At 65.3% G+C, this 20,146-nt stretch carries 18 protein-coding genes; 13 read left to right on the top strand and 5 right to left on the bottom strand.

Annotated features, from left to right (window positions below; translation table 11 throughout):
* Nucleotides 1–119 precede the first annotated feature (119 nt).
* Nucleotides 120–443, top strand: a complete 324-nt coding sequence (locus tag ACZY0B_RS06555; RefSeq protein ID WP_463763374.1) for a DMT family transporter — start codon at nt 120–122, stop codon at nt 441–443.
* Here the strand turns inward: ACZY0B_RS06555 and ACZY0B_RS06550 are convergent.
* Nucleotides 415–1,365 carry an alpha/beta fold hydrolase gene (locus tag ACZY0B_RS06550; protein ID WP_463763223.1) on the bottom strand — a complete coding sequence of 317 codons (951 nt, stop codon included), beginning with the start codon at nt 1,363–1,365 and terminating at the stop codon, nt 415–417. The two genes, ACZY0B_RS06555 and ACZY0B_RS06550, sit on opposite strands and share 29 nt — an antisense overlap.
* An 85-nt stretch (nt 1,366–1,450) precedes the next feature.
* On the opposite strand from ACZY0B_RS06550, the gene ACZY0B_RS06545 reads away from it, so the two are divergent.
* From ACZY0B_RS06545 to ACZY0B_RS06535, 3 genes are all read left to right on the top strand, one after another.
* A complete protein-coding gene (locus ACZY0B_RS06545; RefSeq protein WP_463763373.1) occupies nt 1,451–2,164 on the top strand; it encodes a cysteine peptidase family C39 domain-containing protein in 714 nt (237 codons plus the stop codon).
* Between the two features lie 186 nt (nt 2,165–2,350).
* Nucleotides 2,351–4,840 (top strand): glycogen/starch/alpha-glucan phosphorylase, encoded by a 2,490-nt coding sequence (locus ACZY0B_RS06540; RefSeq protein WP_463763372.1) that lies wholly within the window; start codon nt 2,351–2,353, stop codon nt 4,838–4,840.
* A 42-nt stretch (nt 4,841–4,882) separates the two neighbouring features.
* Nucleotides 4,883–5,488: a hypothetical protein gene (locus ACZY0B_RS06535; RefSeq protein WP_463763222.1), complete on the top strand. Its 606-nt coding sequence runs from the start codon at nt 4,883–4,885 to the stop codon at nt 5,486–5,488.
* A gap of 34 nt (nt 5,489–5,522) precedes the next feature.
* Here ACZY0B_RS06535 and ACZY0B_RS06530 read toward each other — a convergent pair whose 3' ends face one another.
* Together ACZY0B_RS06530 and ACZY0B_RS06525 are read right to left on the bottom strand one after the other, a co-directional pair.
* Complete coding sequence (locus tag ACZY0B_RS06530) at nt 5,523–5,714, bottom strand: long chain fatty acid-CoA synthetase Faa4p (protein ID WP_463763371.1); 192 nt, start codon at nt 5,712–5,714, stop codon at nt 5,523–5,525.
* Nucleotides 5,715–5,918: 204 nt separating this feature from the next.
* Nucleotides 5,919–8,105, bottom strand: a complete 2,187-nt coding sequence (locus tag ACZY0B_RS06525; protein ID WP_463763221.1) for an acyl-CoA dehydrogenase — start codon at nt 8,103–8,105, stop codon at nt 5,919–5,921.
* Nucleotides 8,106–8,268: 163 nt separating this feature from the next.
* On the opposite strand from ACZY0B_RS06525, the gene ACZY0B_RS06520 reads away from it, so the two are divergent.
* From ACZY0B_RS06520 to ACZY0B_RS06510, 3 genes are read left to right on the top strand one after another with little or no spacing between them, the layout of a single operon-like run.
* Nucleotides 8,269–9,087, top strand: coding sequence for an amidohydrolase family protein (locus tag ACZY0B_RS06520; RefSeq protein ID WP_463763220.1), 819 nt, complete (start codon nt 8,269–8,271; stop codon nt 9,085–9,087).
* Complete coding sequence (locus ACZY0B_RS06515) at nt 9,080–10,591, top strand: class I adenylate-forming enzyme family protein (RefSeq protein WP_463763219.1); 1,512 nt, start codon at nt 9,080–9,082, stop codon at nt 10,589–10,591. The genes ACZY0B_RS06520 and ACZY0B_RS06515 overlap by 8 nt, the downstream gene beginning before the upstream one ends.
* A gap of 10 nt (nt 10,592–10,601) precedes the next feature.
* A complete protein-coding gene (locus ACZY0B_RS06510; protein WP_463763218.1) occupies nt 10,602–11,105 on the top strand; it encodes an SRPBCC family protein in 504 nt (167 codons plus the stop codon).
* Nucleotides 11,106–11,125: 20 nt separating this feature from the next.
* Here the strand turns inward: ACZY0B_RS06510 and ACZY0B_RS06505 are convergent, their stop codons facing one another.
* Nucleotides 11,126–11,932 (bottom strand): SDR family oxidoreductase, encoded by an 807-nt coding sequence (locus tag ACZY0B_RS06505; protein WP_463763217.1) that lies wholly within the window; start codon nt 11,930–11,932, stop codon nt 11,126–11,128.
* Nucleotides 11,932–12,807, bottom strand: coding sequence for an HpcH/HpaI aldolase/citrate lyase family protein (locus ACZY0B_RS06500; protein WP_463763216.1), 876 nt, complete (start codon nt 12,805–12,807; stop codon nt 11,932–11,934). The genes ACZY0B_RS06505 and ACZY0B_RS06500 overlap by 1 nt, the downstream gene beginning before the upstream one ends.
* A 203-nt stretch (nt 12,808–13,010) precedes the next feature.
* On the opposite strand from ACZY0B_RS06500, the gene ACZY0B_RS06495 reads away from it, so the two are divergent.
* The 6 genes from ACZY0B_RS06495 (at nt 13,011) to ACZY0B_RS06470 (ending at nt 20,145) form a co-directional block, all read left to right on the top strand.
* The gene (locus tag ACZY0B_RS06495; RefSeq protein ID WP_463763215.1) at nt 13,011–13,196 is read left to right on the top strand and encodes a hypothetical protein; all 186 of its coding nucleotides are present in this window, start codon (nt 13,011–13,013) and stop codon (nt 13,194–13,196) included.
* Between the two features lie 14 nt (nt 13,197–13,210).
* A complete protein-coding gene (locus tag ACZY0B_RS06490; protein ID WP_463763214.1) occupies nt 13,211–14,161 on the top strand; it encodes a pyridoxamine 5'-phosphate oxidase family protein in 951 nt (316 codons plus the stop codon).
* 311 nt (nt 14,162–14,472) lie between these two features.
* A complete protein-coding gene (locus tag ACZY0B_RS06485; protein WP_463763213.1) occupies nt 14,473–15,867 on the top strand; it encodes a condensation domain-containing protein in 1,395 nt (464 codons plus the stop codon).
* A gap of 35 nt (nt 15,868–15,902) precedes the next feature.
* Nucleotides 15,903–17,546 (top strand): ABC transporter permease, encoded by a 1,644-nt coding sequence (locus tag ACZY0B_RS06480; RefSeq protein WP_463763369.1) that lies wholly within the window; start codon nt 15,903–15,905, stop codon nt 17,544–17,546.
* Entirely contained in the window at nt 17,546–18,895 is a 1,350-nt protein-coding gene (locus tag ACZY0B_RS06475; protein WP_463763212.1) for a hypothetical protein, read from the top strand. Before ACZY0B_RS06480 ends, ACZY0B_RS06475 begins: the two co-directional genes overlap by 1 nt.
* Nucleotides 18,895–20,145, top strand: coding sequence for a hypothetical protein (locus tag ACZY0B_RS06470; protein WP_463763211.1), 1,251 nt, complete (start codon nt 18,895–18,897; stop codon nt 20,143–20,145). Before ACZY0B_RS06475 ends, ACZY0B_RS06470 begins: the two co-directional genes overlap by 1 nt.
* Nucleotide 20,146: the final 1 nt, after the last annotated feature.

Genomic DNA, 20,146 nt, shown 5'->3' with positions numbered 1-20,146 from the left:
CGATCAGCGTTGGCGCCAGGCGTCGATCAAACTGCGACCGTGGCTGGTGCGTCACAGCACCACGTTAAGGCCGCCGTCCAAACAGGTGGTGTAAACACATCCGTATGCACGCGGGCGCACTGACGTACCTGCTTTTGTTCGGCGCGATCATCGCGGAAGTGGTGTCGACCAGCCTGCTCAAGAGCACCGAAGGCTTCACTCGTCTCTGGCCCACCGTGATCTGTCTGGTCGGCTACGGCGCCGCCTTCGCGCTGCTGGCGTGGTCGATCCAGCGCGGTATGCAAACAGACGTCGCCTACGCGCTGTGGTCGGCGATTGGCACGGCGGCCATCGTGCTGATCGCGGTGTTGTTTCTGGGCTCCCCGATCTCCGTGGCGAAGGTCGTCGGCGTCGGGCTGATCATCGTCGGCGTGGTCACGTTGAACCTGTCCGGCGCCCATTGACCGCGACGACGACTTCCGTCCAGGCGAGCAGGCGCTGCCAGAGCCGACGCCGGCTCGATGCCATGTTGTGGCAGTGTGCGCTGTCGGCCAACACCAACGTGGTGATGTCGGGGCTATTGCAATACAGCGCGACCTCGGCGCGCGGGTTTGGCGAGACGTCCACCACCCCGTAGCCGAGGAGCACCGGGACGTCGATCAGCGCGGCGTGCTCGGCGACGACGCCGGGGATCAGGGCCGTGCCGAATACCCGCGGTACCACCGATTTCGCGGTCACGCAGTCGGCCTCCACGACATCGGCGGGAACGTCGTCGAGATGAAACCAACTCTGTAAATACTCGCGAGGACCTTCGAAATACGCTTCGGGAAGAGCCGAAAGGATCTCCTGCGCAAGCTCGGCGCGGCCGTCCTCGGTGGCCGCGCGGGCAATGAACACCGGATCCAGGTTCAGCGGTGCGACATGCTGATTGGTGCATCCGAAAATCGCCAGCCCCGCGTAGCTGGGGAACAGCCCTTGCTGGGTGATCGCCAGGTAACCGCCCAGCGAATGCGCGACGGCGATGGGCGGCGCGTGGTTGCCGGTCGCGGCGGGTACCGCGGCGACCGCGTCGGCGAGCGCGGCGGCGATATCGGTGAAGTCGAAATCGCGTGCGGGCTTTGAGCTTTCGCCAGTGCCCAAGGGGTCGACCGTCAGGACGGCATAGCCGTTGTCGGTGGCGAATTCGGCGAAGCTGTATCCGCTGTGACCGACCATGTTGAGATCCCAGTATTCGCGGCTGTAGGTGCCACCCGGCAGGCAGACGAGCAGCGCGGGGGCCGCACTGTCGTTGCGCGCGGGGTAGTAAGTCGCGGCCAAGAAGGCCCGCTCCCCGACCACCTCGCTGACGTCGAAACGCATGGGCGTTTGGAAGTGGGCAGAAGCCATGGAGCAGACCCTAACGCGCGCGGCGACATATCCGGACCAGGACTTCAAGAATTCGCAGAGGCCGGCAAGAGACCATTTTCCCGTGATCAGGATTGCGAGCGTGGCCCGCACCACAGCCGTTGCGGTGCTGACCGGCGTAGCCGCTCTGGGGTTGGCGGTGGGCGCGGCCCAGGCCGCTCCCGGTTCCCCCCGCCCGCCCAGTGGCGCCGGCACGCTCTACGGCGACCCGACCGCGGCCGCGCCGTTCTGGCGCTACCAGGAATACGACGACGACTGCGTGGAGATGGCGGTCGCCGACGTCGTTGGTGAATGGACCGGCAAGCAGCCCTCCGAGCACGAGATCGTCAAGCTGGCTCAATCGACTCCCAGCAGCGTTCACCCCGGACCGATCTACACCGAGCCGAAGAAGCACAAGAGTGGTGAGGGCACCTCATTCGACGACGAGCCGGCGCTGCTGGCGCACTACGGGATCCGTGCAGTGAGCACCGACAAGGACAGCGCCGCAACGACACACGTCCCGACCGGCGTAGTGGCCCTGCAGCGGGATCTAGCCAAGGGCCGCAAGGTCATTGCCGGGGTTAACGCCGAAGTCATCTGGGGTCAGCCCGTCGAAGACAAGAACTCGGACGGGGAACCCTTGTCGAACCACGCCGTGGTGGTGACCGGTGTCGACACCGCGGCCGGCATCGTGCACCTCAACGACAGCGGCAGCGAGCAGGGCCGCGACGAGCAGGTTCCGATCGACGTCTTCGTCCGATCGTGGGAAGGCGGTGGTGACCAGATGACGGTCACCAGCTAGGCAACGCCGGTTCGTCGCCAGTGCGTGAGGTTGCGTTCATGTGACGGTCGTCCGCTTCGCGCCTGATGTGCAAGCGCCGCTGCCAGACTGACGAACTGCGCTGCTGGGCTGATGGATGCGATACTGCCACCAAATCTAGGGAGTAGGACTCACATGACCGATCTCGATCAGACCCCCTCGGACGGAATGGCTGCCACCGGTTCCCGACCGGCCGAACTGGCCGAGCACTCCCGCACCGGGATGGGCGCGCCCGCGCTGCAGCGCGCGATCACCGATCACCTGCGCTACTCGATCGGCCGTCCGGCCGCGGCGCTGCGGCCCGAGCACTACTACCGGGCGCTGGCGCTGGCCGTGCGCGACCGCATGCAGGACCGCCGGGTGGCGTCGACGCAGACCTCGCTCGATCTCGGACGCAAGGTGACGTGCTATCTGTCGGCCGAGTTCCTGATGGGTCCGCAGCTGGGCAACAACCTGCTCAACCTGGGCTTGGAGGGCGCGGCGAAGTCCGCGCTGGCCGCAATGGGCCAGAAGCTCGACGAGGTGCTGGCATGCGAGGAGGAACCGGGACTGGGCAACGGCGGCCTCGGTCGGCTGGCGGCGTGCTACCTGGACTCGCTGGCCACCCTGGAGCGCCCGGCGATCGGCTACGGCATCCGCTACGAATTCGGCATATTCGATCAGGAGATCCACGACGGCTGGCAGGTCGAGCAGACCGACAATTGGCTGGATCGCGGAAACCCTTGGGAGATAGCTAAACCCGACGTCAACTATCTGGTCAAGTGGGGCGGCTACGCCGGGCACTACACGGACGAAGCCGGCCACGACCGCGTCCGATGGGTGCCGGGCCGGCTGCTCAAAGGCACCGCCTACGACACGCCCATCCAAGGTTACGGCGTCAACACCTGCAACGTGCTGACGTTGTGGAGCGCGCGAGCCGTCAAGTCGTTCGCGTTGGACGCCTTCAACACCGGCGATTACTACGGGGCAGTCGAGGACGAGGTCATGTCGGAGACGGTCACCAAGGTGCTCTACCCCAATGACGAGCCGGAGGCGGGCAAGCAGCTGCGCCTACTTCAGCAGTACTTCTTCGTGTCCTGCTCGCTGCAGCACGTGCTGCACATCATGGACGATCTCGCCGACGTGTCCGTCAGGGAGCTGCCCCGGCGATTCGCCTTGCAGCTCAACGATACCCATCCGTCGATCGGGGTTGCCGAGCTGATGCGGTTGCTGATCGACGAGCGCGACCTGGTGTGGGACGAGGCGTGGGAAATCACGGTCGCGACATTCGCCTACACCAACCACACCTTGCTGCCCGAGGCGCTGGAGACCTGGCCGCTGGAAATGTTCTCCGAATCGCTGCCCCGCCACCTCGAGATCATCTACGAGATCAACCGCCGCTTCCTCGACGAGGTAAGCACCCGGTTTCCCGGCGATGAGGACCGGCTCCGCCGTATGTCGCTGATCGGTGAGGATGGCGGCAAGAACGTCCGGATGGCCCACCTGGCCACCGTCGGCAGCCACGCCATCAACGGTGTCGCCGCGCTGCACTCGGACCTACTGAAAGCCAGTGTGCTCAAAGACTTTTACGAGCTCTGGCCGGAGCGGTTCAGTAACAAGACCAACGGCGTGACGCCGCGGCGGTTCCTTGCGCTGTCCAACCCCGGGCTGCGCGAGCTGCTGGACCGCACGATCGGCGAGGGCTGGCTGACCGATCTGGGGCGGCTGCGTGGGCTCGAGCCGTTCATCGACGACTCCTCGTTCCTGGCGCAGTGGCGCGATATCAAGCGCACCAACAAAGCCCGGCTGGCCTCCTTCATCCGCTCGGCGACCGGTGTCGAACTGAACCCGGAATGGATTTTCGATATCCAGGTCAAGCGCATTCACGAGTACAAGCGCCAGCATCTCAACTTGCTGCACATCGTCGCGCTGTACTACCGGCTCAAGCAAAACCCCGATCTCTCAATTCCACCGCGGGCCTTCATCTTTGGCGGTAAGGCGGCTCCTGGCTACTTCTTGGCCAAGCGAATCATCAAGCTGATCAATGCCGTTGGGGAGACGATCAACAGTGACCCGGAGGTCAGCAAGTTCCTGAAGGTCGCGTTCATACCGAACTTCAACGTGCAGAACGCACACCTGATCTATCCGGCCGCGAATGTGTCCGAGCAGATCTCCACCGCCGGCAAGGAAGCATCGGGCACCGGGAACATGAAGTTCATGATCAATGGCGCCCTCACGGTCGGCACCCTCGATGGGGCTAACGTCGAGATTCGCGAAGAGGCGGGGGCAGAGAACTTCTTCCTGTTCGGCCTGACCGTCGACGAGGTCGAGGCACTCAAGGCGAGCGGTTACTGCCCGGCGGACTACATCGACAGCAACGACGAGCTGCGCGCGGTGCTGGATCTGATTGCCGGCGGCACATTCTCACACGGAGACACCGAGGTGTTCCGGCCGCTGGTGGACAACCTCCGCCACGACGACCCATTCCTGGTGTGCGCGGACTACGCCTCCTACGTGGAATGCCAAGCGCGCGTCAGTGCCGCGTGGCAGGACCGGGAGTCGTGGACCAAGATGTCGATCCTGAACACCGCGCGCAGCGGCAAGTTCTCGTCGGATCGCGCCATCGCGGAGTACTGCGACGACATCTGGAAGGTCTGGCCGCTGACGGTGAAGATCTGAGCCGTTCGCCCCGGTACCCGCGCGGGCGTCTACGCTTTCGGCATGCCGATTCTTGGAGACGCAACCACGGTCACAGCGCGTTTGACGAAAGCGGCGTCCAACGCATTGAGGGTCCAACTCGCCACTCCCGACGGCACTGAATTGGGGCGCGCCCAGCAAAAGGGCGGTGCGGCCGTACTGTTCGGGTTCAAGAACGGCGGCAAGAGCGACTACGTACTGTCCAGCGCCGCGGGAGATGAGCTCCAGATCGCGGTAGCGGGAACAACCACCATCACCAGACAGAACTCACCCGTGGGCAGAATCGTGCCGGCCGATGGCGCGGCGAGGTTGGAAGACGGCGGCGGAACCGTTTTGGCGGTCGTCGAGCCGCACTCCGGCTTCAAGGCCGATCGCGCCTGGCAGCACCGGATCCTGTCCCCCGCCGGCGACGAAATCGGTGTCCTCACTTTGATGACGGTTCACACCGGCTGGCACGATATCGACTCCGAGGCCATGCAATTGCTCTACGACTACAACGTCAACGCCCAGAAATTGCCGTCGGCGGGTGCGCTGCTGAAACTCCGCGCACCGGTCGCCCCGGAATTCGGCGACATCATGGCCGCGGCGTGCGTTGACTTCTCGGTGTTGCCCCGCGGGTACGTCGCGTAAGGCGACATGCGGGTCTGGTGACCACCGAGCGGGACTAGCGGGTCTCTTTCGTGACGAAGACGCTGATGTAACCCATCGGGATGCCCGTGCGGGTGGCGATGCATTCGCGCGCCACCAACTCGATCGTGGAGCGGCGGCCGGTGCGGGCCATCGCAGCGATCTCGGGAATCTGGACGAGCCACCCATCGGTCTCGCGAGTGACTTCGATGTCGAAGCACTGACCGATCTTCGGGAAGGTCACACGTTGAGCGCTGCGCGGCGATTGTGCCCGTCGCAGAGTGGGCTGAATAAGCATCTGCTTTTCCTGAGTCGACAATGAGCCGCGGGCAAGAATAATGCGAGTCGGGGCAAAACACCTAATCGGCCGGGCACGATGACGGCACGACTGTGATCTCACCGTTGCGTGGCCGTAGTCAGTGATGGCCCGGAGTCACGGGTCGCGCGGCAACCCCAGCAACCGCTCGGCGATGATATTCAGCTGCACCTCCGAGGTACCGCCGTAAATCGTGGTAGCGCGGCTGGTCAGCAAGTACTGAGCCCACTCGCCTTGCAGCTCAGCGGTATCGGCGATGGCGCCGTCGACGCCGAACGTCGCCAACCCGAATTCGGCGTAGCCCTGGGCGGTGCGCATCGAGAGCAGCTTGGATATCGCGGCCGACGGCAGCGCATCACCACCGGCGAGCGTCAGCAGCGTCGAACGCAGGTTGAGCACTTTGGCCGCGTAGCCTTCGGCGATCAATTGGCCGGCCCGGTTTTGGGCAATCTGGTCGAACTGACCGTCGCGCATGAGATCGACCAGACGGTTCAGGCTGGCGAGATTCGGGTTCTCGGCGCTGCCGATGGTCACCCGCTCGGCGGTCAGCGTGTTGCGGCTGACCTCCCAGCCCCGGTTGACCTCGCCGAGCACCATGTCGTCCGGCACGAACACGTCGTCGATGAATACCTCGTTGAAGAACTCGATGCCGGTGAGCTCGCGCAACGGGCGCACGGTGACACCTTCGCTGGCCATATCCAGCAGGAAGTAGGTGATGCCGTTATGTTTTGGAGCGTTTGGCTCGGTTCGCGCCAACAGCGCACCCCACTGCGCGTACTGCGCGAGAGTGGTCCAGATCTTCTGGCCGGTGATGCGCCAGCCGCCGTCGACCTTAACGGCCTTGGTGGACAAGCCCGCCAGGTCTGAGCCGGCGCCGGGCTCGGAAAACAGCTGACACCAGATCATTTCACCGCGCAGTGTCGGCGGCAGGAAGCGTTGCTTCTGGCCTTCATTGCCGAACGCGACGATGGATGGGACGAGAAAACTGGCGATGCCCAGGATCGGGCGCCGGACCCGGCCGGCGCTGAATTCCTGGGCGGTGATGATCTGCTCGACCGGCGTGGCCGAACGGCCCCACGGCTTAGGCAGATACGGCATCACCCAGCCACCCTCGACAATCGCCTCGGTGCGCTGATCGGATGGAATCGCCTTGAGCGCAGCGACTTCCGCGCGGATCTCCTGACGCAGCTGCTCGGTTTCGGGATCGAGGTCGATATCGAGCTTGCGTACGCCGGTGGTGGTGGCGGTCTCCACGACGCGCTGCGGATAGTCGGCCGCGCGGCCAAACGCGGCCACCAGCCCGAGCGCCCGACGGTAATAAACGTTGGTGTCATGCTCCCAGGTGAAGCCGATACCGCCGTGCACCTGGATGCAATCCTGGGTGCAGCTTTGGGCGGCTGCCGGGGCCAACGTCGCCGCCACGGCGGCAGCGAATTCCGCTGCGGATTGCGGATTTTCGATCCCTTCGTCGATGGCGCGCGCGGCGTCCCATACCGCCGCGGTCGCACGTTCGGTGCGGGCCATCATCTCCGCACACTTGTGCTTGATCGCCTGGAACTGCCCGATGGGCCGACCGAACTGCTCACGGATCTTGGCGTAGGCGGACGCGGTGTCGGTGGCCCAGCGGGCGACGCCGATGGCCTCGGCCGACAGCAGCGTAGACACAATGGCCTTCGCGGCGTTGATACTCAGGTTGCTCAGCACGCGGTCCTCGCCGACCTCGACGGCGCCCGCGTGAACATGAGCCACCGGCCGCAGCGAGTCGACGCTTGCGACCTGCTCGATTTCGAGTTGGCCGGCGTCCAGCACCACCCAAACGGTGCCGGGGTCGGTGGACACCGGCAATACGAGCAGCGTTGCCTGTGCAGCCGCAGGCACCGAACGCGCTCGGCCCCGGACCACGAGCACATCGCCCTGCCGGGTGGCCGTCAGCGATGACTCCGCGGCGCACGCGGCGATCACCGCGCCCGACGCCAGATCGCCGAGCAGCTTCGAGTCGGGATCGTGCGCCGAGATCAGAGCGCTGGCAATCGCCGACGGGACGAACGGGCCCGGCACCGCGCCGCGGCCGAACTCGGCCAAGACCACCGCCAACTCGAGGATGCCGAACCCTTGCCCGCCAACCGACTCCGCCAGGTGGACACCGGTGAGCCCCTGATCCGCGGCTGCCCGCCAATACGGTGGCGGCGTGGCGATCGGCGTCTCCAGCGCTTGGTGCAGCACTTCCGACGGCACCATCCGCGCCACCAGTGACCGCACCGAGTCGGCGAGGTCCTGGTGTTCAGGAGTGATCGCAATGGGCATGATGGTGCCCTTCCCTCGTGCGTTCGGCCGAAGCCTTGTCCGGCGACGGATTGGTCGGGAACGACGTTACGCGGAAGCTTCGATTTGTCATGCCCGGTTTTTCATGTCCGCGCGCAACGCCTGGCGGTACGCTCCGCGATGGCCCCGGATTCGAGGAGGACACATGGTCATCGATCTCTGGGTGAATTCGCTTGCCAAAGAGGATGCTGCCGCCTTTTTGGGCAAGTCGGGTTTCGGGTCGGTCGAGGGGTTCTTCGGCGTCGATGTGCGGGAGGGGATGACCCCGCACGACCTGATAGCCGAGATGGACCGGGTCGGCGTAGACCGGGCGGTCCTGAGCACCTCGCTGTCCACGGCCGACGAGGACATCCTGGCTTTTGCCGCCGAGCAACGCCACCGGCTATATGTGGCCACGTCGGTCGACCGCCCCGCCCGGCCCAGGCAGCAGGCCGTGGCCGTCCGCCGGCGGGCCACCGAGGGAACAGTCGATCTCGTCCGGGTGTCGCCGTTAGTCGACCAGTACCCCCTCAACCACGCCCTCTACTACCCGATCTACGCCACTTGCGAAGAGCTGGGCCTCCCCGTCTCGATCAACATCGGCATCCCCGGACCGAGGGTCCGGTCCCGGTGTCAGGACCCGGTACTCCTCGAGGACGTGCTGATCGACTTCCCCGATCTGGTCGTCATCGGCGCCCACATGGGCCACCCGTATGAGGACCTGCTCATCGAGTACATGCTGAAATGGCCCAACCTCTATCTTTCGAACTCGGCCTTCCTGGCCAAGTACATGCGTCCTTCGTTGATCAAGTTCATGGGGTCGCGCCGCGGCAGGGGCCGGGTCCTGTTCGCCTCGGACCATCCGTTTCTCCCCATGGAACGGGCCCTTGCGGCCGCCCGGTCGCTTGCCCTGGACGATGGGCCCATGGCCGACTTCCTGGGCGGCACCGCCGAGCGCCTGCTCGAAAAGCGGCCCCATGGTTGACCTTCTGCCCGACCAGCTGCGGCTGATGGCATCGGCCTATCCCGACGAGGTGGCGTACCGGAATCTCGGCGACGGGTCGTCGATCACGTTCGGCGGTTGGGAGCGGGAGTCAAACCGGTTGGCCCACGGTCTGCAGGACAAGGGCGTCAGGAAAGGGGACCTGGTCGCCATCGATCTCGAGGCCGACCAGATCCTCGACTTCATCGTCACCTACAGCGCGGTTCACAAGATCGGCGCCGTGTCCGTGCCGCTCAACAACCGGCTGTCTCCTCCCGAGATGCGCTCCATCCTCGAGCATGCCGAGGTCAGCGCGGTCGTTTGCAGTGGCGCATTTGAGAACGCCGTCGCCCCCTTGTCGGCGTCGCTGCCGTCCCTGACTGTGGTTTCCACCGTCGGCCCGTCGGAGGGCCGCCGCTTCATCGACCTCGAAGAGGTGAAGAGCACGGACACCGCGGCCATCCAGGTACCCCTCGACGAGACGGATCTGGCTGACGTCATGTACACATCCGGGACGACGGGCATGCCGAAAGGTGTTGCCGTGCGGCACGGCAACGTCGCCATGCTGCCCAACGCGCTTCCGCGATGGAACGGATTGAAGTGGCTCAGCGCTACCCCGGTGTTCACCTTCGCCGGCCTCGGCTTCATCTACAACCCGATGAAGGCGGGCATGACACTGCTGTACCTGCCCAAATTCGACGCCGGGCGATGGCTCGACATCGTCGCGCGCGAGCGACCGGTGATCGCCTTTGTGGTGCCGGCCATGGCCAGGCTCCTGATCCACCACCCCGAGTTCGACTCGGTCGACCTCTCGAGCCTCAAGCGGCTCATCCTGGGAAGTGCACCGCTGTCCCCGGATACGGTGGAGCGCCTGCAGACCCGGCTGCCCGGAGCCGCCGTTCTGAACAGCTACGGCATGACCGAAGGCGGGCATGCGACCTTCACGATGGATCCCGAGGGAGCCCGCACGCGACCGGGTGCCGTCGGGCGACCCACGCCGCCCGTGCAAGTGCGCATCGTCGACGACAACGAAAAGGTCTTGCCCACAGGGCAAATCGGTGAAGTCATCACCCGAAACCCGGGCGGACACCGCGAGTATTACCGCAACCCCGAGGCCACCGCACGCATGTGGGACGGCGGCTGGTTGCACACCGGTGACCTCGGCTACCTCGACGCCGACGGCTATCTCTTCATCGTCGGGCGCAAGAAGGAGATGGTCGTCCGAGGGGGGCTGAACATCTACGCAGACGACGTCGAGGCGGTCCTGCAGGCCCACCCGGACGTGGTTGAGGCCGCGGTGGTCGGCATTCCTCACGAGGTGCTGGGTGAGGACATCGCTGCCTATGTCGTTGTGCGACCGGGCGCGACACTATCGACTGCCGAGCTCCAGGGCTTTGCCGGCGAGCGCCTCGCCGACTACAAGGTGCCCCGCCAGGTCCACTACCTTGCGGCACTGCCGCGCAACCCCGGCGGCAAGGTGTTGAAGTCGCAACTGAGCCACGAGTAGAGGAGAGGCTGTGCAGGACCACAGATTTGATTTCGTCGTCGACGGCACGCCCGAAGAGGTGTGGGACGTGATGTGGAAGCAAACCCGGGCGGGCATCGAGACTGACACCGTGAAGATCGAGATCTTGCATCCCGGGGACGAGCAGGGCAACGGGCTGGTGCGGCACTGCCACTTTCCCGTGCCGGGGTATCTGCTCTCCGGCGGCAAGGCCCAGTCCTGGGAGTGGATCACCCAGGCCCGGCGACCGGTGTCGTGGCGGTACGACGCCATCGGCAAGCCGCTGTGGTCGAAGGCCTCGGGCTGGACCCGGCTGGAGAATCTCGGAGGCGGCAGGACGCGGGTCTACTTCCGTGAGACCTACGAAGTGTTCAACCCGTTGATGCGTGCCCTACTCGAGAAGCGGGTGCACCACTTCATCTCCGACGGCAACGACAAGTTGATCGAGGCGGGATTGGTGCGATCGCTGCAAAGGCTCCACGCGCGCAAGGAGAGTGGCCCCGAGGGGGCGGCCTGACTATGCGGATCTACCCGTAGTCAGTGATAGCCCGGCAGATCCGGCACACCGCTGGCGGTCAGCCAGCCACCGCCGTCGACCACCAGCACCGCTCCCGTCACGTATGACGCGGCGTCGCTGGCCAGGAACATCACCGCCTCGGCGACCTCGGTGGTCGAGCCGGAACGCCGCAGCGGATTCTGGATCGCCCGGTGTTGGTCGTCTCCGGCGATTCTCCTGACCCCCTCGGTTCCCGACATCGCGCCGGGGGCAACGACATTGACCCGAACACCGTTGGGCCCCCATTCGATCGCACAGGCACGGCTGAACGCGTCAACGCCGGCCTTGGCCGAGACGACGTGCGCTTGCAGGGCCATGCCGCGGTACTGGATCGCCGCGCTGATGTTGACCACGGCGCCGCCGTGATCGCGCAGCCAAAGTTCGTACGCCGCTTTGGATACGTTGAACGTTCCCACCAGGTCGATGTCGACCACCGCTTTGAATCCGCCTACGCTGAGTTCACCGATCGGCACCGGGAAGTTTCCGGCGGCATTGTTGATGACGACGTCGAGTCGGCCGAAGGTGGCCAACACCTCCTCGACGACGGCCGTGACCTCGTCGCTACGACGAACGTCGCATACGCCGTAGATGGCCTCAATGCCCTGTTCCCGCAACGCCGCAACCGCAGCTTGGAGGTTGGGTTCTTTTCGGCTGCAGATGGCCACGCGCGCGCCGTGACCGCCCAACACCCGCGCGATCTCCTGACCGAGTCCCGTAGCCCCACCGGTGACGAGCGCGACCTTCCCTTGCAGTAGATCGGCCCGGAATGGGCTCGGGCGGAACGTCATTAGGATTCCAGTTCGGAAATAAGGTCGGCGAGTGCGAGGATCCGCTGAGCGTCGCGCACATGCAGGCTCTCGATCATGCGGCCATCGACGGTGATGACGCTGTTCCCCGCGGCCTCGGCTTCCTGGTAAGCCGAGACGATCTTGTGTGCGTCGGCCAACTCCTTTTCCGAGGGGCCGAACAGTTCGTTCGCCGGGGCAACCTGGGACGGATGGATCAGAGTCTTGCCGTCGAAACCCATCTCGCGGCCTTGCTGAGCCTCGGCCCGGAAGCCGGCCTCGTCGGCGATGGTGTTGAACACCCCGTCCAAGATGGCTTTCCCCGCTGCCCTCGCACCCAATACCGCGAGCGACAACGCCGGCACGATCGGCCCACGCCCGGGTACGTGCAGGCCATGCAGATCGTTCACCAGGTCGTTGGTGCCGACCACCAGCACGGTCAACCGATCGCTGGCCGCGGCGATCTCCTCCGCCCGCAATATGGCCCGCGGCGTCTCGATCATCGCCCACAGCGACAACGACTGCGGCGCATCGAGCGCGTCGAGCGCGTCGGCCAGCGCCTGGACCTCTTTGCCCGTCTCGACCTTCGGCACGAGCACCCCGTCGGCGGCCGAACCGGCGACGGCGGCCAGATCGTCGTCATGCCAGTCGGTCCCTGCCCCGTTGATGCGCACCACAATCTCGCGAGGCCGATAGCCCTCCGACGAGACCGCGTCGCACACCCTGGTTCTGGAATCGGCTTTGGCGTCGGGGCCAACCGCATCCTCGAGGTCGAAAATCAACACATCGGCCGGTAGCGATTTCCCCTTCTCGAGTGCTCGATCTTTATTGCCGGGGAGGTAGAGAGCGGATCGGCGCGGGCGCGGCGTCGGTGCCATAGGGCCAGCGTAGAGCTTCAGCCTCGCCCGCCCGGAGGTGGTAGTCGCTTTCCTCGACATCGGGGGTCGGCAAAAGTGATGATCCGTGTGTCGCGCAATTCTCGTCATTTCGGGGGCGCGCTAAATAGGTTCGTGGCAAATGGGGTCGCGAGGTTTATGCTCATATTCGCGGCATAATGCCGACCGAAAAGTTAGGTCGAAGCATGAGCACGGACAAGGTTAATCGCGGCATCCTGCTCACCATGGTGGCGATCGCAACGATCGCCTACATCGCGCTGTACGACCACGCATCACCCAATTTCAGGCTGTACGTGCCACTGTGCGTAGCCGCCTTGGTGGGGTTGGTCGTCCGCGACGTGGTGAGCTCCCACAAGCCCCGGAGGCACTAAACCAATGCGGCCGAATGCGGCACGCGGTAGGTGCTTTGGCGGCGATAGCCGAACCCGCGGGCAACGGGAAGTTTTGGAGCGCCGCCGGCGTTGACCACTCCGTGACCGCAACGGGCTTTCACGAGGGTGAGGTAGCAACCCAGCGCCGAGCCGGCGTCGAAGCCGCCGCAAAACGGCTGGAGAACATGCTCGGCGCGGACCGCTTGTCTGCGGGCACTGCGCAATTCCTGACAAAGCAGCGGTTTGCCGCGCTGACCGGGCATGACCGCGAGGGGGTGCTGTGGATCTCCCCACTGTCGGGGCAGCCGGGGTTCCTGCACGGCGCCGACGACATGTTGCGGATTGCCGCCTTTCCGCGCGAGGGTGATCCCCTACACGCGATGCCCGTCGGCCAACAGATCGGGTTGATCGCTATCGAGTTCGCCGCCCGGCGCAGAATGCGCATCAACGGCAGCCTCATCGAGAGCGACAACGCGGGCATGACGGTGCGCGTCGACCAGGCATACGGCAACTGCCCCCAGTACATCCACCGGCGCGACATCAATGTCCCCGCGGTCGCCGCGCCTTCGGAACAATCAAGGCATGCAACATCTTTGAATGCCGACGATCAAGCGATGATCGAAGCCGCGGACACGTTCTTCCTGGGAACCACGCATCCTTCCCGGGGCAGCGACGCGTCGCATCGCGGGGGTCCGGCCGGATTTGTCCGGATCGACTCCCCCGGACGGCTGTGGTGGCCGGATTACCCGGGCAACAACATGTTCAACAGTTTCGGCAACCTGGCGGTCGACGACGAGGCTGCCCTGTTGTTCGTCGATTTTGCTACCGGCGCAAGCCTTCAGCTGTCCGGTACGGCTCAGGTGGAGTGGACCAACCCCGGCGCGGACGGTGACGACGGCGGTGTGGGACGCCGCGTCGCATTCTCGGTCGGTTCTGCGGTCGCGCTAGGAGATCTGCGTCGCTGATCGGCCAACCGGTTGGCGAAAAATTCAAATGCGACTGCACGCATGACACAGCTAGGACGAACCGCCCGCCGCGCGACCCAGTCCGCAAACCAAGAATCCCGGCTCGACCCATGGTCGGAGCGAGTTCCCCTTTGTGTGGAGCTATCCCGCCACGCTGGCATCGCGCAAAGACGTGGTGGCCGTAAGGAGACGGCACCGTCTCCTTACGCACCCCTTCAGACTCCACGCCACTCGGCAACACAGCTGCGGTCACGTTAAGGTCATCCCGGGGATGGGGTGACGTCGCTCGTTGTCGAACGAAGGGTGGGGCCATGTTCTTGGGTACGGTGGACGACTGGACAGCCGAGGGAACGGTTGTGTCCTGGTCCCCTACGGCGACGACCTATGCGTGCGCGGACGAAGCGCAATCCCACCCCGCCCCGGTGAGTTACCAGCAGTCGCAGCATCTTCAGTATTACCGGCGTCAAGTCGGCCTCGGCCGCGATATCCCGCGGTTGTGCATCGGAGCTTGGGAGATTGCGGGCACTTGCGATGTCCACGCGATGACGCACGCGGTGAATAGCCACGTGCGCCGACATGACACCTACCACGACTGGTTTGCCTTCGGCGACAACGACAAAATCCAGCGCTACGTCATCGCCGACCCGTGCGTCATCACCTTGGCGCCAACCGATCTCGGCAGGATGACGCCGGCCGAGATCCGGAAATTACTTCTCGATACGCCCGATCCATTGCAATGGGATTGCTTCACCTTCGGAATCGTTCAGGGCGAAGACCGGTTCACCGTCTTCATCGCCATCGATCACCTGCGCGCCGATGGAATGTCGGCCGGTGTGATCTTCCTCGATATCCAGACGACGTACTTCAGCGCGCTGCAGAGTGCGGGAGCGCCGCCGATACCCGCGGCCAGCCATCGCGAGTACAGCGCAAATCAGCGTGCGTACACCGCAAGCCTGGATGAAGCGTCACCCGAAATCCAGTCCTGGCGGGCCTTTCTCGCGGCGAACAACGGTGTGTTGCCGACGTTCCCACTGGAGCTGGGCGAGGCGACCCCGGATACGCCCGGGGCCATCGACGTGTTCGACCTGATCGACGAGGATCAGGGCCGACGTTTCGAAGCGGCGTGCCGCGCGGCGGGCGCGCGATTCAGCGGTGGTGTGTTCGCCTGCGCCGCCCTGGCCGAACATCGGTTGACCGGCGCCGCCACGTATTTCGGACTCACACCGTTCGACAACCGTCGCAACCCCGCCCACACCCTCACCGTCGGTTGGTTGGCCAGTTTCATTCCGTTGGCGATCCCCGTTGCCGGCGCGTCGTTCGACGAGGTCGCCCACGCCGCCCAGGCGTCCTTCGACGCGAACACCGCACTCGGCGCGGTGCCGTTCTATCACCTGCTCGAAACGCGGCACCCATCCTCGGGTGGCATCGAGGTTCCGGACCGTCCCGTCCCGATGCTGTCCTATATCGACATCCGCAAGCTGCCGTTCGGCGACGACTTCGACGGTCTGCGTGCCGGCATCTGGGGTGACAACCGGCTGTCGGAGACGGTGTGCATGTGGGTCAATCGGATGCGCGACAAAACGCAGTTGGTGGTCGCCTACCCTGGCACCGCCCGGGCCCGCAGGTCAGTCCTGCGCTACGTCGACACGATGCGTGCCGAGTTCACCCGGGTAGTCGCCGGCGCCGGGCCGCACACCAATGCCTGATGCGGTCCCGTTCCGCTAGCGCCGGGGGTCTCTATCTGAGTGCCCTAGGGGCGCTGACCTGGCGCACGATGTCGGGTGCCCGGCGCGATGCCGACCTGCTTTTCGCGGTGCTGGCACCCGTGGGCTGTTTCCTTGGATTCACCTTGGTATTAGGCACTCTCATCAACCCCGGTCCGATGACCTACCCGCAGTACATCCTTCCGGTGGTCATCGTGCAGGCGATGTTGTTCGGCGCAATGACCACAGCCGACCGCGCGGCACGAGACCGGCTGTCCGGCTTCGGATCTCGGCTTCACACTCAGCCGGTTCCGGCGGTGCTGCCGCTAGCCGCACGGATGCTCTATTGCTTGATACGCGCCACGATTGCGTTGGTCGCCGCGGTCACGGTTGCGCGGTTGTTTAGCTTTCGGATGGCCGGCGGCCCGGGCGACGCGGTTCTGTTCGTGGTAATCGTCGTGGCGTTCGCCATGGCCGTGTGCTTGGGCGCCGACGCGCTCGGCTCCCGGGTCGGCTCCGTCGAATCGTCCAGCCAGGTACTGCTCCTCCCCCAACTGGTACTCGTCCTGCTGTCCACCGGTATCGCTCCGGCGCAATCGTTTCCGGCATGGCTCGGCCCGTTCATCCGATACCAGCCGGTGTCGCAGGTCACCGAGACGTTGCGCGGGCTTGCCGCCGGACACGTCACCAGTGAGGATCTGGCGGCGACGTTGGCATGGTGCCTAGGGCTGCTGGCGCTGTTCGGTGGGCTCGCGTTGCGGATGCAGCGACGCTACGGCGCAAAACTTTCCGGCGCGCCCCGGCCCCGAGGCAGGTCTACCCGTGCTGCACCGTTGGCTGACGATGCGGGTGAGGCGCCGCGAGTGGTGACGAATTCAGCTGTACTGCAGAGTATTTCGCACAGGACATCGCTGACAGCGTTCGTCGGGCAAAGCGCTTCGGAAGCGGGGCGGCTGCTGCGCCGCTGGCGACGCGAGCCGGTCGTCGCGGTTCAGGCGCTGGTGTTTCCGACGCTGCTGCTCATCCTCTACAAACTGCTGATCGGCAAAACCGTCCTTGCCGTCACCGGGCACGACAGCCTGTACGGGCTGGTACCGATGTGTGCGGTGGCCGGCGCCATTTTCGGAACCCTCGGCGTCGGCATGGCTTTGCCGGAAGAACGGGAGTCCGGTCTGTTGGCCAGGCTATGGCTGCAACCGGTGCATCGGGCGAGCGCTCTGGCGGGCCGCCTGCTCGCCGACGCGGCACGAACCACCACGTCCACCATTGCGCTCACCATCGTAGGAATCGCCATGGGCCTGCGATTCAGTCACGGCTGGATCGCGATGCTGGCCTTTGTGTTGGTGCCGGTGGCGATCTCGGCGGGGATGGCGACCGTGGTCATCGCGATAGCCGTTCGCGCGGACGGCAAAGCGATGGTGACGTGGCTGGGTGCGGCATCTGTGGTGCTGCTGTTCCTCAACACCGGTGTCGCCCCCTCCGAGAAGTTTCCGGGTTGGCTGCAACCGGTGGTGCGCTTTCAGCCGATGTCACCGACGATCGAGGCGATGCGCGCACTCGCAGGCGCCGGGCCGGTGCTGTGGCCGTTGTGGCAGGCCGTGCTGTGGGCCGCTGCTCTGGTCGCGGTGTTCACGCCGGTGGCCGTTCGGGGGTATCGCGCCGCAGCCGAAGCGGGGCGGTAGTGACGAGGCTGGCGCTGCTGGACCAAGCGGCCTTCTTGCGGCTGCGAGCCACCGGTCAAGGCAGCGCGGTGCAATGCACCTGGGTGTACGACCGCGAGGTAAACATCGACGAATTGCGGAGTTTCAAAGTCCGGCTCCGTCATGGCCTCCTCGGACGCCGGATCGAGTGCTCGCCGCTGCCGTTCGGCCGTCATCGCTGGGTACTCGACGGCCGCTCACCCGAGATTGCGCTCGAGTCGCGACAACCGCGGTCGCACGTCGGCGCGTGGATTGAACGACGCGCACGGGTGCCCGTCGACCCTGAATACGGGCCGACGTTTCATCTGGGCGTGCTGCCGTTGGACGACGGCGGCACCGCGGTCACCTTGGTTTCGTCACATTGCGTTGTCGATGGACTTGCGTTGGCGACGGCCATAACTGAAGCGGCCAACGGGGAACGGCGCAATCTCAGCTATTCACAACCGAATTCGCGCAGTCGTTGGCGTGCGGTGGCTGAGGACCTGGCCAATGCCGTCGTCGCGTTACCCGCGGTCGTCCGCGCGCTGTTCGCGACTTTGCTGATATTGCTCAAGGCCTCGCCCGGCGCGCAGGCTGCGCCCGAAGCGCGGCGGCGCGTGGCATCCACACGGATCGACGACGACCGGACCGCACTCCCGGCGGTGACTCTGCACACCGATGCCGCGGCATGGGAAGCGCAGGCGCGCAGCTTCAACGGAAGCAGCAACACGCTTTTCGTCGCCTTCATGGCTCGCATGGCGCACCGGATAGGCAGGGTGGCACCAGACGGGGATTCCGTGACAGTCGTGCTTCCGGTCAGCGACCGCGCCGCCACGAACGACGACCGTGCCAACGCACTGACCTCCATCACACTTACTGTCGATGCCCGAGCGGCGGTCGACGACTTGAGTGGCGTGCGCGCGGATGTCAAGAGCCAGCTGACGTCGCTGCGACACCAGCCCAATGAGATGCTGGCCGGGCTGCCACTCATCCCGTTCACCCCACGCTGGCTGGTACGGCGGGCAGAAGGCATTGCCATGTCGACCGACCGACTGCCAGTGGGCTGCTCCAACATGGGTAGTTTCGATGCCGCCGTTGGCCGCATCGACGGTGCGGATGCGACCGACGTGTCGGTGCGGCTGGTCGAGCAGGGCATCACCCGCCGACGCATCGAGCAAAATGGTGGCCAATTATTCTGCGCCACAGGAACAATCAACGGCAGCCGGTTTCTCTGCATCGCCGCCTACCAGTGCGGCGCCGACAACACCGCGGCAGCCACGCGCGAGCTGGCATGTGGTGCGCTCGCCGACGTCGGCCTGCGTGCCACCACCGTCTACGACGGCGGGACCTGATGGTGAACCTGGTCCTCAGCGCGAATCACCCTGCACGCCGGGGTGCTTACGTCGGGATCGCCGTCGCGATTGCGGTCTGGGCGGCAGTCGTGCTGTGGTTCGCCATAGACCTCCTTCCGCTCGACGTGTACTGGATGTCGTATTACTCGGCGACCTACGCGCATGGCTTCGTCCGCCGCGGTCTGGCCGGTGAATTGGTGGGGTTGGTCCCCGGACACTACTTCGCGGTCACACTGAGTCTGCGGTGGCTGTCGACGGCGGTTTACCTGTGCGCCCTGGCAACGGTCGCGGCCGCGGTGCTCTTGCGGCGACGCCGGTCCGAGCGCAGCCTGATGGTCGCGATGCTGATTCCGTTGCTGCCATTCGGTGTCTCTTTTGCGGCCTACTCCGCCCGGCCGGACCTGTTCGGCGGGGCGGTGATGGCGCTGTTCGCCTCGGCCTTGGTGTTCGCACGTTCCCGCGCCATCGCGATCACCTGGTGCCTGGCCTACGGCGCCGCGACCTCGGCGTTGACGCTCGTGCACGAGGCGGTCGGGCTGCAGTTCGCGTCGGGGGCAGTGCTGGCGATCGTCGTCCTGGGCGGTGCGCTGGGAGCCGGCCAGGGCATCGGCGCGCTGCTAGCGGTGGCGCCGGGCGCATTGACCGCCGCCGCGGTGGCGGCGTTCGGTCGTCACGACATCGCCCCCCAACTGTGTTCGGCGGTCCCGCATCACTTGATGCCCAACCCATTTGCCACGATCACGTCACCGCCGACGCTGCTGCAGTATGTGTTCGACGGACGAACACGTCAAACCGACTACCACGACTGGGTGTGCCGCAACGTGATGCCGAGCTTCGATCACGGCATCGTGGATGCCATCCACAGTGTCGGCCACATCGGAGTGGTCAGCCTCACCGTGTCGTTGATGTTCGGCGCCTTGGCGCTACTCGTGACGATGTGGGGAGTCAGCGTCGTTTCGGGCGTGCCGGTACGTGCCTTCATCGAGGCGGTGCAGGGCAAGATGACGTGGGTTATAGCGGGGCTGCTGTTGATCGTCCCGGTATTCCTCACCGGCTACGACTGGACCCGCTGGCTGACGATCGTGGCGTTCGACGTGGGGGTGGTGTTCATCCTCTTCGCGGCGCGTAGGCCGGAGATCGAGCAGGAACCCACGCCAAAAGCGTGGCGGGTGTTCACTTCTCTGGTCATCGCGTTCGCGCTGATCCCGGTGGGAATCGTCCCGGGATTCGGCGGACCGCTGATGGTCTAAC

The sequence above is a fragment of the Mycobacterium sp. IDUB_19 genome (assembly GCF_055419445.1).
This window is presented reverse-complemented; position numbering and strand designations above follow the sequence as displayed.

Coding starts and splice junctions, on each gene's coding strand:
- ACZY0B_RS06505 (WP_463763217.1), bottom strand. CDS start 11,932: ATGACGTTCCGCCCGAGCCCATTCCGGGCCGATCTACTGCAAGGGAAG.
- ACZY0B_RS06515 (WP_463763219.1), top strand. CDS start 9,080: ATGGTTGACCTTCTGCCCGACCAGCTGCGGCTGATGGCATCGGCCTAT.
- ACZY0B_RS06550 (WP_463763223.1), bottom strand. CDS start 1,365: ATGGCTTCTGCCCACTTCCAAACGCCCATGCGTTTCGACGTCAGCGAG.
- ACZY0B_RS06490 (WP_463763214.1), top strand. CDS start 13,211: ATGCGGCACGCGGTAGGTGCTTTGGCGGCGATAGCCGAACCCGCGGGC.
- ACZY0B_RS06485 (WP_463763213.1), top strand. CDS start 14,473: ATGTTCTTGGGTACGGTGGACGACTGGACAGCCGAGGGAACGGTTGTG.
- ACZY0B_RS06495 (WP_463763215.1), top strand. CDS start 13,011: ATGAGCACGGACAAGGTTAATCGCGGCATCCTGCTCACCATGGTGGCG.
- ACZY0B_RS06525 (WP_463763221.1), bottom strand. CDS start 8,105: ATGCCCATTGCGATCACTCCTGAACACCAGGACCTCGCCGACTCGGTG.
- ACZY0B_RS06500 (WP_463763216.1), bottom strand. CDS start 12,807: ATGGCACCGACGCCGCGCCCGCGCCGATCCGCTCTCTACCTCCCCGGC.
- ACZY0B_RS06535 (WP_463763222.1), top strand. CDS start 4,883: ATGCCGATTCTTGGAGACGCAACCACGGTCACAGCGCGTTTGACGAAA.
- ACZY0B_RS06520 (WP_463763220.1), top strand. CDS start 8,269: ATGGTCATCGATCTCTGGGTGAATTCGCTTGCCAAAGAGGATGCTGCC.
- ACZY0B_RS06540 (WP_463763372.1), top strand. CDS start 2,351: ATGGCTGCCACCGGTTCCCGACCGGCCGAACTGGCCGAGCACTCCCGC.
- ACZY0B_RS06470 (WP_463763211.1), top strand. CDS start 18,895: ATGGTGAACCTGGTCCTCAGCGCGAATCACCCTGCACGCCGGGGTGCT.